Annotated in this window: 15 protein-coding genes and 1 pseudogene; 6 read left to right on the forward strand and 10 right to left on the reverse strand. The window is 71.3% G+C overall.

Features of this window, described 5'->3' with window-relative positions:
• Window positions 1-988 (reverse strand): WYL domain-containing protein (locus ABZV40_RS45380; RefSeq protein WP_355456324.1); only part of this gene is annotated, 988 nt, incomplete at its 3' end.
• A gap of 62 nt (window positions 989-1,050) precedes the next feature.
• On the opposite strand from ABZV40_RS45380, the gene ABZV40_RS45385 reads away from it, so the two are divergent.
• Window positions 1,051-1,512 carry a VOC family protein gene (locus ABZV40_RS45385; protein WP_355456325.1) on the forward strand — a complete coding sequence of 154 codons (462 nt, stop codon included), beginning with the start codon at window positions 1,051-1,053 and terminating at the stop codon, window positions 1,510-1,512.
• A 48-nt stretch (window positions 1,513-1,560) separates the two neighbouring features.
• On the opposite strand, the gene ABZV40_RS45390 is transcribed toward ABZV40_RS45385, so the two are convergent.
• Window positions 1,561-2,688, reverse strand: a complete 1,128-nt coding sequence (locus tag ABZV40_RS45390; protein ID WP_355456326.1) for a globin domain-containing protein — start codon at window positions 2,686-2,688, stop codon at window positions 1,561-1,563.
• Window positions 2,689-2,918: 230 nt separating this feature from the next.
• Between ABZV40_RS45390 and ABZV40_RS45395 the strand changes: the two genes are divergently transcribed.
• Window positions 2,919-3,413: a glutathione peroxidase gene (locus ABZV40_RS45395; protein ID WP_355456327.1), complete on the forward strand. Its 495-nt coding sequence runs from the start codon at window positions 2,919-2,921 to the stop codon at window positions 3,411-3,413.
• Here the strand turns inward: ABZV40_RS45395 and ABZV40_RS45400 are convergent, their stop codons facing one another.
• On the reverse strand, window positions 3,414-4,016 hold the full coding sequence (locus ABZV40_RS45400) for a hypothetical protein (RefSeq protein WP_355456328.1): 603 nt from the start codon (window positions 4,014-4,016) through the stop codon (window positions 3,414-3,416).
• Between the two features lie 161 nt (window positions 4,017-4,177).
• Between ABZV40_RS45400 and ABZV40_RS45405 the strand changes: the two genes are divergently transcribed.
• Together ABZV40_RS45405 and ABZV40_RS45410 are read left to right on the forward strand one after the other, a co-directional pair.
• On the forward strand, window positions 4,178-4,738 hold the full coding sequence (locus tag ABZV40_RS45405) for a CBS domain-containing protein (RefSeq protein WP_355456329.1): 561 nt from the start codon (window positions 4,178-4,180) through the stop codon (window positions 4,736-4,738).
• An 80-nt stretch (window positions 4,739-4,818) separates the two neighbouring features.
• Window positions 4,819-5,484 (forward strand): annotated as a pseudogene (locus ABZV40_RS45410) (DUF4389 domain-containing protein); the annotation flags it as partial.
• A 62-nt stretch (window positions 5,485-5,546) separates the two neighbouring features.
• Here ABZV40_RS45410 and ABZV40_RS45415 read toward each other — a convergent pair.
• A complete protein-coding gene (locus ABZV40_RS45415) occupies window positions 5,547-5,882 on the reverse strand; it encodes a spore germination protein GerW family protein (protein ID WP_355456330.1) in 336 nt (111 codons plus the stop codon).
• Window positions 5,883-6,041: 159 nt separating this feature from the next.
• Here ABZV40_RS45415 and ABZV40_RS45420 point away from each other — a divergent pair, with 159 nt between their 5' ends.
• Window positions 6,042-6,344 (forward strand): HPF/RaiA family ribosome-associated protein, encoded by a 303-nt coding sequence (locus ABZV40_RS45420; protein ID WP_355456331.1) that lies wholly within the window; start codon window positions 6,042-6,044, stop codon window positions 6,342-6,344.
• Here the strand turns inward: ABZV40_RS45420 and ABZV40_RS45425 are convergent.
• From ABZV40_RS45425 to ABZV40_RS45450, 6 genes are read right to left on the reverse strand one after another with little or no spacing between them, the layout of a single operon-like run.
• Window positions 6,328-6,765 carry a hydrogenase maturation protease gene (locus ABZV40_RS45425; RefSeq protein WP_355456332.1) on the reverse strand — a complete coding sequence of 146 codons (438 nt, stop codon included), beginning with the start codon at window positions 6,763-6,765 and terminating at the stop codon, window positions 6,328-6,330. The two genes, ABZV40_RS45420 and ABZV40_RS45425, sit on opposite strands and share 17 nt — an antisense overlap.
• Window positions 6,762-8,057, reverse strand: a complete 1,296-nt coding sequence (locus ABZV40_RS45430; protein WP_355456333.1) for a Ni/Fe hydrogenase subunit alpha — start codon at window positions 8,055-8,057, stop codon at window positions 6,762-6,764. The genes ABZV40_RS45425 and ABZV40_RS45430 overlap by 4 nt, the downstream gene beginning before the upstream one ends.
• Window positions 8,054-8,791 (reverse strand): oxidoreductase, encoded by a 738-nt coding sequence (locus ABZV40_RS45435; protein WP_355456334.1) that lies wholly within the window; start codon window positions 8,789-8,791, stop codon window positions 8,054-8,056. The genes ABZV40_RS45430 and ABZV40_RS45435 overlap by 4 nt, the downstream gene beginning before the upstream one ends.
• Entirely contained in the window at window positions 8,791-9,576 is a 786-nt protein-coding gene (locus tag ABZV40_RS45440) for an FAD/NAD(P)-binding protein (RefSeq protein WP_355456335.1), read from the reverse strand. The genes ABZV40_RS45435 and ABZV40_RS45440 overlap by 1 nt, the downstream gene beginning before the upstream one ends.
• A complete protein-coding gene (locus ABZV40_RS45445; protein WP_355456336.1) occupies window positions 9,573-10,034 on the reverse strand; it encodes a cyclic nucleotide-binding domain-containing protein in 462 nt (153 codons plus the stop codon). The genes ABZV40_RS45440 and ABZV40_RS45445 overlap by 4 nt, the downstream gene beginning before the upstream one ends.
• Window positions 10,031-11,089 (reverse strand): 4Fe-4S dicluster domain-containing protein, encoded by a 1,059-nt coding sequence (locus tag ABZV40_RS45450; RefSeq protein WP_355456337.1) that lies wholly within the window; start codon window positions 11,087-11,089, stop codon window positions 10,031-10,033. The genes ABZV40_RS45445 and ABZV40_RS45450 overlap by 4 nt, the downstream gene beginning before the upstream one ends.
• A gap of 160 nt (window positions 11,090-11,249) precedes the next feature.
• Here ABZV40_RS45450 and ABZV40_RS45455 point away from each other — a divergent pair.
• Window positions 11,250-11,641 (forward strand): Hsp20/alpha crystallin family protein (locus ABZV40_RS45455; RefSeq protein ID WP_355456338.1); only part of this gene is annotated, 392 nt, incomplete at its 3' end.

Raw genomic sequence — 11,641 nt, forward strand, 5'->3', positions numbered from 1 at the left:
AACCGCCAGGCCCGCGGGCTGGCCGGAGAGTGGTGGCTGTTCGCCTCCCCGAACCGCAGTCGCACCCGAGCCCCGCCGAGCCGTCCGCGTTCCAGTCCTCGATCTCGGTGTCGAAGCGCGCCAGACTCGCGGCGAGCGCGGCCCACGACCACGAGCCGGTCAGCAGGCGGGTCCTGCCGGGACCGGCCTCCTCGGCCGTGCCGTCGCCGGCGAACGGGGCCACGTCGGCCAGCGGCAGGCCGAGGACCACCTCGCCGCGGCAGGGCCAGGTGCCGGCGCTGCCGGAGCCCTTGAACCGCGCCGACAGGAAGGCCGTGACGTCACCGCCGGGCACCTCGCGGGGGGTGAAACGCGGTCCGGTGGGCACGCGGGGCGTCATCCGGTCGACCCGGTACGTCCGCCAGTCCGCGCGGTCCGGGTGCCAGCCCACGAGGTACCAGCGGCCGGCGCGGACGACGAGGTGGTGCGGCTGGACGCGCTGCGGGGAGTCCGGGCGGCCGGGAGAGCGGTAGTCGAACCGGAGCTCCTCGCACGAGCGAATGGTGCTGCTCAACGAAAGCAGGAGCTCGGGGTCGACCTGGGTGCCGCGGCCCGCCGGTTCGACCTGCAGGGCGTCGATGCGCTGCCGCAACCGGGACGGCATGACCTGACGCACGGTGGTCAGCGCGCGGGCGGCGGCCTCCTCGATGCCCGCCCCGGTGCCGACGGCGATCCGCAACGCCACCGCGAGCGCGATCGCCTGCTCCTCGTCGAACAGCAGCGGCGGCAGCCGGCTGCCCGCTTCGAGCCGGTAGCCGCCGTCGGGGCCCTTGACCGCGTGGACGAGGTAGCCGAGCTCGCGCAGGCGGTTGACGTCACGGCGCACGGTGCGTTCGCTGACACCCAGCCGTTCGGCGAGCAGCACGCCCGGCCAGTCGCGGCGGACCTGCAGCAACGACAGCAGCGACAGCAGACGGCCGGAGGTGGCGGTCGAGGCGGCGATCGGCATGTTTTCAGCTTGGCACGAGTAGCGGACGTTCCCTGTCCTCTACCGCTGACAAAGTCCCTCTCATGTCACTCAACGCAGTTACCCACCTGAACTTCCGCGGCCAGGCCAGGGAGGCGCTGGAGTTCTACCGCTCGGTGTTCGGCGGGCAGATCAACGTCGTCACGTACGGCGACTTCGGGATGCCCGCCGAGGTGCCGGGCGCGAAGAACGTGGTGTTCGGCGAGGTCGTCGCCGACAACGGCTTCCGCGTCATGGCCTACGACGTGCCGGGAGCCGACGAGCCGCTCCCGGCGAACGCGCCCACCACGCGGCGGGAGAACGGCACCACCGTCACCGACGAGCGGTTCTTCCTTTCCGTGCGCGGCGAGAGCGTCGACGAGGTCACGCCGATCTGGGCAGGGCTCGCCGACGGTGCCGCGGTGATCGAGGCGTTCGGCCCGGCGCAGTGGGCACCCGCCTTCGGGATGCTGACCGACCGGTTCGGCGTCACCTGGATCGTCGACGTCGCGGCCCAGCAGGCCTGAGAACCGCAGGGGGCGGGCGCATCCCGCCCCCTGCGGGAACCACGCGGCTCACCGTTCGAGCATGCCGGGCCCGAACACCTCGTACCGGATGTCGTCGGCAGGCACACCGCGGTGCAGCAGTGCCGCGCGCACGTCGCGCATGAACTCGACCGGACCGCACAGGTAGGCGATCGCGTTGGCGGGCAGGGGAATCAGGTCGACCTCGACGCGGCCTCCTTCGTCACCGCGGTCGTACCAGGTCAACGGCTGGAAGCGGGCGTACTCGGCGCGGTGCGCGTGCCGGTCGGACGAGTGCTCGGCGTGCACGGCGACGACCGTGCGGTCCGGTTGCGTGGCGGCGATGTGGTCCAGCATCGACAGCATCGGCGTGATGCCGATGCCCGCGCTGATCAGCACCACGGGCCGGTCACCGTGTTCCAGCGTGACCTCACCGGCGGGCGGACCGACGAGCAACGTGTCGTCGGCGTGCACGTGGTCGTGCAGGAAGTTCGACACCGCACCGCCCGCGACCCGCCGCACGGTGATGCGCAGTTCGCCGCGGCCCGGCGCCTGCGACAACGAGTACTGCCGCGGCTGCCGGTGCCCGTCCGGCAGGTCGACCGCCACGGACACGTACTGCCCGGGCTCGAACGCGGGCACCGGCCCGCCGTCGTCCGGCACCAGCGTAAACGACACCGTGTCGACCGCCTCGTCATCGCGCTTCGCCACGCGCCACGGACGCCACAACGCCTCCGGGGTGACGCCCGCGCTCTGGAACAGCCGTGCCTCGGCGGCGATCAGCGACACCGCGAACAGCCAGTAGACCTCGTCCCACGCGGCCGCGACCTCGGGTGTCACCGCATCACCGAGCACGGTGGCGACAGCGCCGATCAGGTGCTTGCCGACGATCGGGTACTGGTCGGGCCGCACCCCGAGCGAGACGTGCTTGTGCGCGATGCGGTCCGCGATCGGGCCGAACGGCGTCCCGTCGAGCAGGTGCTGCGCGTACGCGACCACCGCGGCGGCCAGTGCGACCTGCTGCTTCCCGCTCGCCTGGTTGCCCTGGTTGAACAGGTTCAGCAGCTCCGGGTGCGCGGCGAACATCGACGGGTAGAACTCCGCGGTGATCTCGGTCGCGTGGTCGCGGACGACGGGCAGGGTCGCGCGCACAACGGCAGCTGAAGCAGCGGAAAGCACAGGTGGCTCCTCGGGAGTGGGACGGTGTGGTCAACCGCTCCAGGTTCCGCGATCAGCCGCGGGTGATCGCAGATCGCAACGTCGCGTCCGCGGCAGGACCTACGTCCCGGAACCGGCGACCGGAAGACCCCGGCGGCAAGGTGCGTTCCCCGCCCCGGATCACGACCACAGCGACCCCCGGCCATGCCCCGCCTCCCCCTGTCACCTGGACACCGCACTACGTTGGCGGCATGGAGATCTACGACATCCCGGTGGCCACCCTCGCGGGCGAGCCGAGCGATCTGAGCGCCTTGCGGGGCAAGGTGTCCCTCATCGTCAACGTGGCCTCGCGCTGCGGCCTCACCCCTCAGTACGCGGGTCTGGAGCGCCTGCAGGACAAGTACGGGGCGGAGGGCTTCTCCGTGGTCGGCTTCCCGTGCAACCAGTTCGCGGGCCAGGAGCCGGGCACGTCCGAGGAGATCGCCACGTTCTGCTCGACGACCTACGGGGTGTCGTTCCCCCTCTACGAGAAGGTGGAGGTCAACGGTCCCAGGCGGCACGCGGTGTACCAGGAGCTGGTGCGGCACGCCGACGCCGAGGGTGCGGCGGGCGACGTGCAGTGGAACTTCGAGAAGTTCCTGGTGTCGCGCGACGGGCAGGTGCTGGCGCGGTTCCGGCCGACGGTCGAGCCGGAGGACGCGGCGATCACCGAGGCGATCGAGGCCGCGTTGCGCCAGACCGCCTGATCAGCGGCCGTACCGGAGGCGGACGAGCGCGACACCGGTGATCGCGGCCATCGTGGCCGCCATCAGCAGACCGCCGGCGGCGCCGATGAGGGCGATGAGCGCGGGCGGCTGGCCCGGCTGCCACAGGGGCGTCGTGAAGACGGTGAACACGGCCAGGCCGCCGCACCAGGCGAGCGCGTTGGCCCACACCCACGCGGACGCGCCGTCGAGGTGGTGGCGGAGCACGAGCCACTGCCCGACGCCCATGGACAGCAGGACTCCCGCGCCGACGACCGCCGCCAGCGGGAGCAGCACCGCGAGCGGCAGCGTGCCGAGCGGTTCGCTGTAGTGGACGGTGAGCATCGCGACGGCCCACGCGAAGCCCGCGGCCAGTGCCGTGACGCCGATCCAGTCGAGGGCCCTGAGCCGGTGGACCAGGCGGCGCAGCACGAACCACTGCGCCGCGCCGAGCACCGTGCCCTCCGCGACGCCGGCCAGCACGAGCAGCGGGCCGGACGAGGTCAGCGCGCCGGTGATGGCGGGCACGAGGAAACCGGCGAACTCGCCGGCCGTCACCAGGGTGAACCAGGTCGTCCAGGTGCTCGTCGTCAGCTTGGTGCTCATGTCCCAACGGTGCTACGGCCGCAATGGCGCAAGCAGAGACCAAGGTCCTGATCCTCGCGGGCGCAATGGCGTGATGAGGTGGCGCGCAGGGACCTACGTCACTTCGCGGGCATGGCCTATCGCACTGCCGCGGCGCTCAGGTGAGGCAGACGCTCGACGGTATGAACGCAGCAGATGTGATGTCCAGCCCGGCGGTCGCGGTGCACCCCGACACCACGGTTCGGGCGGCGAGCGCGATGCTCGGCGACCGCGGGTTCTCCGCCCTGCCGGTCGTGGACGACGACTACCGGCTGGTCGGCATCGTGTCCGGCGCCGACCTGTTGCTGGCCGGCATGTCCGCGGAGACCTCCAACGCCCCGGTGTCGCGGGTGATGCGCCGTTCGGTGATCAGCGCTCCGATGAGCGCCAGCCCGGCGGAACTGACCTCGACGATGCTGTCGGAGCGGTTGCGGTGCCTGCCGATCGTCGCGGAGGAGAACGTCCTCGTCGGCGTGGTGAGCCGCAGTGACCTGCTCCGCACGCTCACCCCCGCCGACGCCGTGCTGGCGGCGCGGGTGGACACCGCGCTGCGCGCGTACAGCGGCAGTCCACGGTGGACGGTGTCGGTGCTGGACGGCGAGGTGATCGTGGCCGGTGAGTTCGCCGACGTGGCGGAGCGCAGGGTGGTCGAGGCGCTCGTGCGCACGGTGCCCGGCGTGCGGGGCATGCGGGTCGCCTGCTGAGGGCTGTGGACAACACGCTGGTGCACAACATGCTCCGGCCACCGTCGGAGCATCCTGGGACACCCGACAGGGGGGACATGATGACCACGGCGGCGACCGGTTACCCGGTGCACGTGCACGCGCGGCTCGACTCCGGCCTGAGCCGGTGGTTGTGGCTGGTGAAGTGGTTCCTGGCGATTCCGCACTACTTGGTGCTCGTGTTCCTGTGGGTGGGTTTCGCGGTGTTCAGCGTGGTGGCGTTCTTCGCGATCCTGTTCACCGGGCGCTATCCGCGGGTGTTGTTCGACTTCAATGCCGGCGTGCTGCGCTGGTCGTGGCGGGTCGCGTACTACACCTACGGGGCGCTGGCGACGGACCGCTATCCGCCGTTCAGCCTGGGCGCCGAGCCGGACTACCCGGCGACGCTCGACATCGCCTACCCCGAACACCTGTCCCGCGGTCTGGTGCTGGTGAAGTGGTGGCTGCTCGCGATCCCGCACTACGTAGTCGTGGGGTTCTTCGTCGGCAGCAGCAGCTACGTCGCGTACCAGACCGGGCAGACCATCTACCACTCCGGCGGTGGCCTGGTCGGCCTGACGGCGTTCTTCGCGGGGGTGGCGTTGCTGTTCACCGGCCGGTACCCGGCGGGACTGTTCGACTTCGTGCTCGGCATGGACCGCTGGGCGTTGCGCGTGGCCGCCTACGCCGCGCTGATGACGGACACCTACCCGCCGTTCCGGTTCGACGCGGGCGGCGACGAGCCGGGAACGGCGGTGGACGCCGGAGACCTGTCACCGGGGTCGTGATCGGCGCGCGCCCACGAGCGGGGTCACCGCATCTTCGCCTTCACGATGCGCAAAGCGACGAACAGGGCGGCGATGGCGACCGCACCGCTGGTGGCGATCAGGCGGTTCACGTCGATCGCCGGCTCCCAGCGCACCTTGCCGTCGATGATGACGAACGCCCCGGTGGGCTTCGCGGTCAGGCCGAAGCCGCCGCCCTCGCCCTCCTGGCCCTTGTCGTCGCGTCCCGTGCCGCCTCCCGACCCGCCGGAGACGGTGGCGGCGGCGATCACGGTGATCCCGTCCTTCTCGTACGGCTCGGCGTAGACCTTCTTCGCCTCCAGGGAGTCCTTCGTCTTCGCGATCAGCTCGTCGACCTTCATCAGCGCTCCTGGGAGTCGTGTGGGTGCTGCCAGCGTCGAGCAGCGGGCCCGTCACGCGACAGGGCCTCAGGTCCCGGTGCGAGTGGAGTCCGAAGGCACTCGGAGGCAGCCCGGTAGCTGCCTACGGTCGAGTCAGGTAGCACACCGATGGAGGTCTGGATGAAGCACGCAGGTGCGGCGGAGATCGGCAACGTCGTGGTCGAGCTCGGCGACGGCATCGCGGCCGACGCGAAGCGGTACGCGCACGACAAGATCGCCCCGCTGGCCCGCTACGCGCCGCGACCGACGGAGTTCGCTCACGTCCGGCTCACCAGGACCGGGCCGCGCACGATCGCCGTGCACGCGAACCTCGACGTCAACGGCACGGCCGTGGTCGCGAAGGCCGAGGCGCCGACGTTCGAGGAGGCCGTGGACGCGGTGCACGGCCAGCTGCAGGGCCGCTTGGTCAAGTTGCACAACTGATCAGTTCGGCGCGCACGGCGGCGACCAGCGGGGCGACGGCGGCGGCGACGGCGGGGCTCAGCCCGGTGCCGAAGCCGACGTCGGCCACCTCGACCGCGTAGATCACGAGTTCCTCGGGACGGCGGTCGAGCGCCTCGGCCAGTTCCACGGCTTCCGGCACCCCGAAGCCGTGCGAGCTGGCGACCGGAACGGTGTGCGGCAACGTCGTCCGGTGCCATCTGCCGGGAACCGAGGGCGTGCAGCGGACGGCGTCGACGATCACGACGATCTCGGCGCCGTCCCACGCCTCCATCAGTCGCACGGGGTCTCCGTCGCTGATCTCCGCGCGGATCCCGGTGGCGGCGAGCGCGCGGGCCACGGCCGGGCCGACGCCGTCGTCGCGGCGGAACTCGTTGCCGACCCCGATCACCACGGCGCTCACGCGTGGTCCCTGGTGAAGTCGAGGAAATGCGCCGAGCACGAGATGCACGGGTCGTAGTTGCGGATCGTCTGCTCGCACAACGACTGCAGCGCGTGGTCGTCGAGGTGCTGGTGCGACCGGACCACCCGCGTCACGTCCGCCTCGATCGCCGACTGGTTCTGCGACGTGGGCGGCACGATGTCGGCGCTGAGGATCCGCCCGTCCGCGCCGAGCTCGTAGCGGTGGTACAGCAGGCCCCGCGGCGCCTCCGTGACGCCGTGCCCGACCCCGGCCTGGGGGCGCACCTCGACGAACGGCCTGTCCGGACGCTCGTAGGACGAGATGATCCGCAACGCCTCCTCGATCGCGTACACGACCTCGACGGCCCGCACCACGATGCTGCGGAACGGGTTGCGGCACACCGCGCCGAGCCCGGCCGCCGTGGCGGCCTCGCGGGCGACGGGGGAGAGGCGGTCGGAGTTGAGGCTGTAGCGGGCCAGCGGGCCGACCAGGAACACCCGGTCGTCCAGCCGCGCGTGCAACGCCGTGGAGTGCGGGACCTGGTGCTCCACCACGTGGTCGCCGAACGCGGCGACGGGGAACGTGAGGCCGGTGCTGACGTGCGGGGTGCCGCCGTCGATCGGGTAGCCGTCGGTGTCGCGCAACGCCATCAGGTCGTGCGGCACGTCGAGGTCGGGGAAGTCGAACCCGGCCACCCACTCGACGGTGCCCAGCGCGTCGTACAGCGCCTGCCGCAACGTCCTGGCGAGCGGCCGCAGCTCCTCCGGTGCGGGCACGCGGTAGAAGCCGCCGACGCGGACGTTGACCGGGTGGATCGCGCGCCCGCCGATCGTGTCCATGATCTGGTTGCCGGCCTTCTTCAACGCCAGCCCGCGCTCGACCAGCGCCCGGTGCGCGCCCGCCATGGCGATGCCGTCCGGGAAGCCGAGGAAGTCAGGTGCGTGCAGCAGGCAGATGTGCAAGGTGTGGCTGGAGATCCACTCGCCGCAGTAGAGCAGGCGGCGCAACGCCCGCAGCTGACCGTCGACCTGCACGCCGCACGCGTCCTCCAGGGCCAGGCACGCGCTCATCTGGTACGCCACCGGGCAGATGCCGCAGATGCGCGCGGTGATGTCCGGGGGTTCGCGGAAGTCCCGGCCGCGCAGGAACGCCTCGAAGAACCGGGGCGGTTCGTAGATGTTCAGCTCGACGCGGTCCACCTCGCCGTCGACGGTGCGCACGTGCAGCGCGCCCTCGCCTTCGACACGGGCGAGCCCGGCCACCTGCAGCGTGCGATTGGCGCGATGGGTCATGACCACTCCGCGTTGGCGTTGAAGGTGCGGAACACCAGGTGCAGCTCGTCGTCGCCCATGCCGCTGCGCCGCAGCAACGGCACGAGCGCGGGCACGTTGGGCTTGTTCATCGGGCCGAAGCAGCCGTAGCAACCGCGGTCGACCGCGGGGCACAGCGCGCCGCAACCGGCGTGGGTCACCGGACCGAGGCACGGCGTGCCGCGCGCGACCAGCACGCAGGTGAGGCCGCGGCGCTTGCAGTCGGTGCACACGCTGGTGTCGGGCAGATCGGGCGCTCGACCGGCCAGCAGCGCGGTGAGCACTTCGAGCAGCTGCCCCTTGTCGATCGGGCAGCCGCGCAGTTCGTGGTCAACGGTGACGTGCGCGGAGATGGGTGTCGAGGTCCCCAGGGCCGCGATGTGCTCGGGACGGGCGTAGACGATCGAACGGAACTCGTCGACGTCGGCGAAGTTCCGCAACGCCTGGATGCCGCCCGAGGTCGCGCACGCGCCGACGACCACCAGCACCGCCGACTGCTCCCTGATCCAGCGGATCCGCTCGGCCTCCTCGGGCGTGCTGACCGATCCCTCGACGATCGAGATGTCGTACGGGCCGGGCTCGCTCACGCCGGTGACTTCGAGGAAGTGCGCTATGTGCACGCGTTCGGTCAACGGCAGCAGCTCGTCCTCGCAGTCCAGCAACGTCAGCTGACAGCCGTCGCACGAGGTGAACTTCCACACCGCGATGGTCGGCATCACAGCTCCTTCGCCAGCAGCAGCGGTTCGGCCGTCGGGTAGTCGGTGACCGCACCGTCGCGGCACAGCAGCAACGGCCCCAGCTGGCAGTGCCCGCACAGTCCGATGCCGCACTGCATGTTGCGTTCCAGCGACACCTGGATCCGTGCAGCCGGCACGCCGCGGCCGAGCAACGTCCTGGCGCAGAACCGCATCATGGGTTCGGGGCCGCACAGCAGCGCGGTGGTGCGGTCCGGGTCGAGCGGGATCGACGCGAGTGGTTCGGTGACGAAGCCGACGCGGCCGTGCCAGTCGTGGTCGCCGCGGTCGACGGTCAGCACGACGTCCACATCGGACAGTTTCGCGAGCTCGTCCGCGTACAGCAGGTCCTGCGGCGTGCGGGCGCCCGCGATGAGCACGGTGCGCCTGCACGGGTGGTCGAGCACCGGCCGCAGCGGGGCGAGCCCGATGCCGCCCGCGACCACGAGCAGGTCCTCGACGCCGTCGAGCCGCCACGTGGTGCCGAACGGGCCGCGCACGCCGATCACCGTGCCGGGCAAGGCACCGTGCAACGCGCGGCTCACCGCGCCGACCGCGCGCACGGTGTGGACGAGCGTCCCGTCGTCCGGCACACCGCTGACCGAGATCGGCACCTCGCCGACGCCGTGCGCGTAGAGCATGGCGAACTGGCCGGGACGGAACCTGGGCAACGACTCGGCGACCGGCCGCAGTGCCAGGGTCACCGAGTCGTGGGTCTCGACCGTGCGCGTCACCACCTGGTAGGGCGTCGGCACCCACGTCGTCATGAGGGGTTCCGGTAGAGGTCGAGCAGCCGCATCCTGGTGGCCTGCAGGCGGCTGAGCAGCGCGTCGATCAGGATCAGCGACAGCTGGTAGCCCAGCGCCGGGTCCTCGTCGGCGAGCGTGCGCAACGCCGCGGTGTCCACGACCGCCGCCCGCGTGGGGGACACGATCGTCGCACCGAAGTGCCACCGGTACGGCGGCACCAGCCACGACCAGCCGACGAGCTCACCAGGACCGATGCTCTGCAGCACGATCCGGCCGCGCGGGGGCACCACCGTGTCGATCATGACGCACCCGCTGAGGACCACCCAGCACTGGTCCGCGAGCCCGCCCTCCTCGAACAGCCGGGTGCCCGGCTCGTAGGTCTCGATCCGGCTGACCCCCGCCACTGCCGCGCGCTGCGTGTGCGACAGGTTCGTCAGCAGGGGGAGTGTGTCGAGGCCGGTCATGGGTGTGGTCATGGTTGCTCACCTCCCGCAAGAGCGGCTGCTTCCTCGGTGATGTCGATCCCGGCCGGGCACCAGGCGATGCACCGTCCACAACCGACACACCCGGACGTGCCGAACTGGTCGTGCCACGTGCCGAGCTTGTGCGTCATCCACTGGCGGTAGCGCGCGGCACCCGAGGTGCGCACCGCGCCGCCGTGGAGGTAGGAGAAGTCGATCTCGAAGCACGACGCCCAGCGCTGCCCGCGTTCCGCGTTCCCCTCGAGGTCCGTGGTGTCCTCGACGGAGACGCAGAAGCAGGTGGGGCAGACCATCGTGCAGTTGCCGCAGGTGAGGCACCGTTCGGCCACGGCCTCCCAGTGCGCGGAGTCGCGGTTCGCCGCGAGAAGGTCGCGCAGGTCCAGCTCGGGCATCGCCCGGCCCATGCTGCGCGCCGCCGCCTCGACGTCCCCGACGGCGAGCGCGATGTCGTCCGGCGATGCTGCGCGGGCGGGAACGCGGGCGAGGGCCGCGGCACCTTCGTCGGAGCCGGAAGTGGCGAGGAACCGGTGCCCGGCCGCGTCGATCCGTTCCGTCAGCGCGATGTCGTAACCGGGGCCCGCGGCGGGCCCGCAGCCCATCGAGGCGCAGAAGCACACCTCGCCGGGCTCGGTGCACTGGGCCGCGACCACGAAAGGCGTTCTGCCGCCGACGATCTGGCGGAGTTTGGTGATGGCGGCGAGGTCGCAGGGCCGCACGCCGAGGAACGCGTAGTCCGGCGCGGTGTCCTCGACGGGCTGGAACCCGGTGCCGTCGCTGGAGATCAGCGTGCGGCGCGGTGGGTGCAGGAAGCGCTTCCACGACTGCGGACCGGCCGAATGGCCGAAGACCGCGGTGTCCGCCCGTTCACGCACCCGGTAGTGGCCGGGACCGGTCTCGACACCCCACCCGCTCGGCAGGTCGGCGGCGGAGCCCAGCTCGGCCAGCGTGATCGCGGCGTCCCGCAGCACCGGGCCGACGACCACGCGGCCGTCGTCGCGCAGCACGTGGATGAGTGCGTCGAGACCGTCGAGGTCCAGCACGAGCTCCATGTCCGCCACCTCCTCCTGAGTCGCCTTTCATCGTCACGTCAGGGCCGGTTCGCTCCCAGTGACCAAGGGCCCTCCGGTCGTGCGCTTCGGTCCCTGTCCTGCGGGCCGCCCCAGTGGTGAGCTGGAGTTGCTGCAGGGCAAGAGGAAAGGAGGAGACGACATGACCTCGCTGGCTCGCCGTCAGGCAAGCTCGCTGCTGCCCGACCTGTGGGAGATGTTCGACGCCACGTGGCCGTTCGGCACCCGGCACCCGATGCACATCGAGGACTTCGTCGAGGAGGGCGCCTACGTCGTCCGCGCGGAGCTGCCCGGCCTGGACGCCGCGAAGGACATCGACGTCAGCGCGACGGACGGCACCCTCACCATCACCGCCCAGCGGGAGGAGACGAAGAAGGACCAGCACCGTTCCGAGTTCCGCTACGGCTCGTTCTCCCGGACCGTGTCGCTGCCCTCGGGCGCGGACACCACGAAGATCGCCGCCGAGTACCGGAAGGGCATCCTCGAGGTCCGCGTGCCGATCGCCGCGCCGCCGGAGGAGCGCAAGATCCAGAT

The sequence above is a fragment of the Lentzea sp. NPDC004782 genome (assembly GCF_040609115.1).
GTDB lineage: Bacteria > Actinomycetota > Actinomycetes > Mycobacteriales > Pseudonocardiaceae > Lentzea.

What these genes read in the sequence shown, in the direction of transcription:
- ABZV40_RS45385 (WP_355456325.1), top strand. Translation starts at nt 1,051, where the DNA reads ATGTCACTCAACGCAGTTACCCACCTGAACTTCCGCGGCCAGGCCAGG.
- ABZV40_RS45395 (WP_355456327.1), top strand. Translation starts at nt 2,919, where the DNA reads ATGGAGATCTACGACATCCCGGTGGCCACCCTCGCGGGCGAGCCGAGC.
- ABZV40_RS45400 (WP_355456328.1), bottom strand. Translation starts at nt 4,016, where the DNA reads ATGAGCACCAAGCTGACGACGAGCACCTGGACGACCTGGTTCACCCTG.
- ABZV40_RS45405 (WP_355456329.1), top strand. Translation starts at nt 4,178, where the DNA reads ATGAACGCAGCAGATGTGATGTCCAGCCCGGCGGTCGCGGTGCACCCC.
- ABZV40_RS45415 (WP_355456330.1), bottom strand. Translation starts at nt 5,882, where the DNA reads ATGAAGGTCGACGAGCTGATCGCGAAGACGAAGGACTCCCTGGAGGCG.
- ABZV40_RS45420 (WP_355456331.1), top strand. Translation starts at nt 6,042, where the DNA reads ATGAAGCACGCAGGTGCGGCGGAGATCGGCAACGTCGTGGTCGAGCTC.
- ABZV40_RS45430 (WP_355456333.1), bottom strand. Translation starts at nt 8,057, where the DNA reads ATGACCCATCGCGCCAATCGCACGCTGCAGGTGGCCGGGCTCGCCCGT.
- ABZV40_RS45435 (WP_355456334.1), bottom strand. Translation starts at nt 8,791, where the DNA reads ATGCCGACCATCGCGGTGTGGAAGTTCACCTCGTGCGACGGCTGTCAG.
- ABZV40_RS45440 (WP_355456335.1), bottom strand. Translation starts at nt 9,576, where the DNA reads ATGACGACGTGGGTGCCGACGCCCTACCAGGTGGTGACGCGCACGGTC.
- ABZV40_RS45445 (WP_355456336.1), bottom strand. Translation starts at nt 10,034, where the DNA reads ATGACCACACCCATGACCGGCCTCGACACACTCCCCCTGCTGACGAAC.
- ABZV40_RS45450 (WP_355456337.1), bottom strand. Translation starts at nt 11,089, where the DNA reads ATGGAGCTCGTGCTGGACCTCGACGGTCTCGACGCACTCATCCACGTG.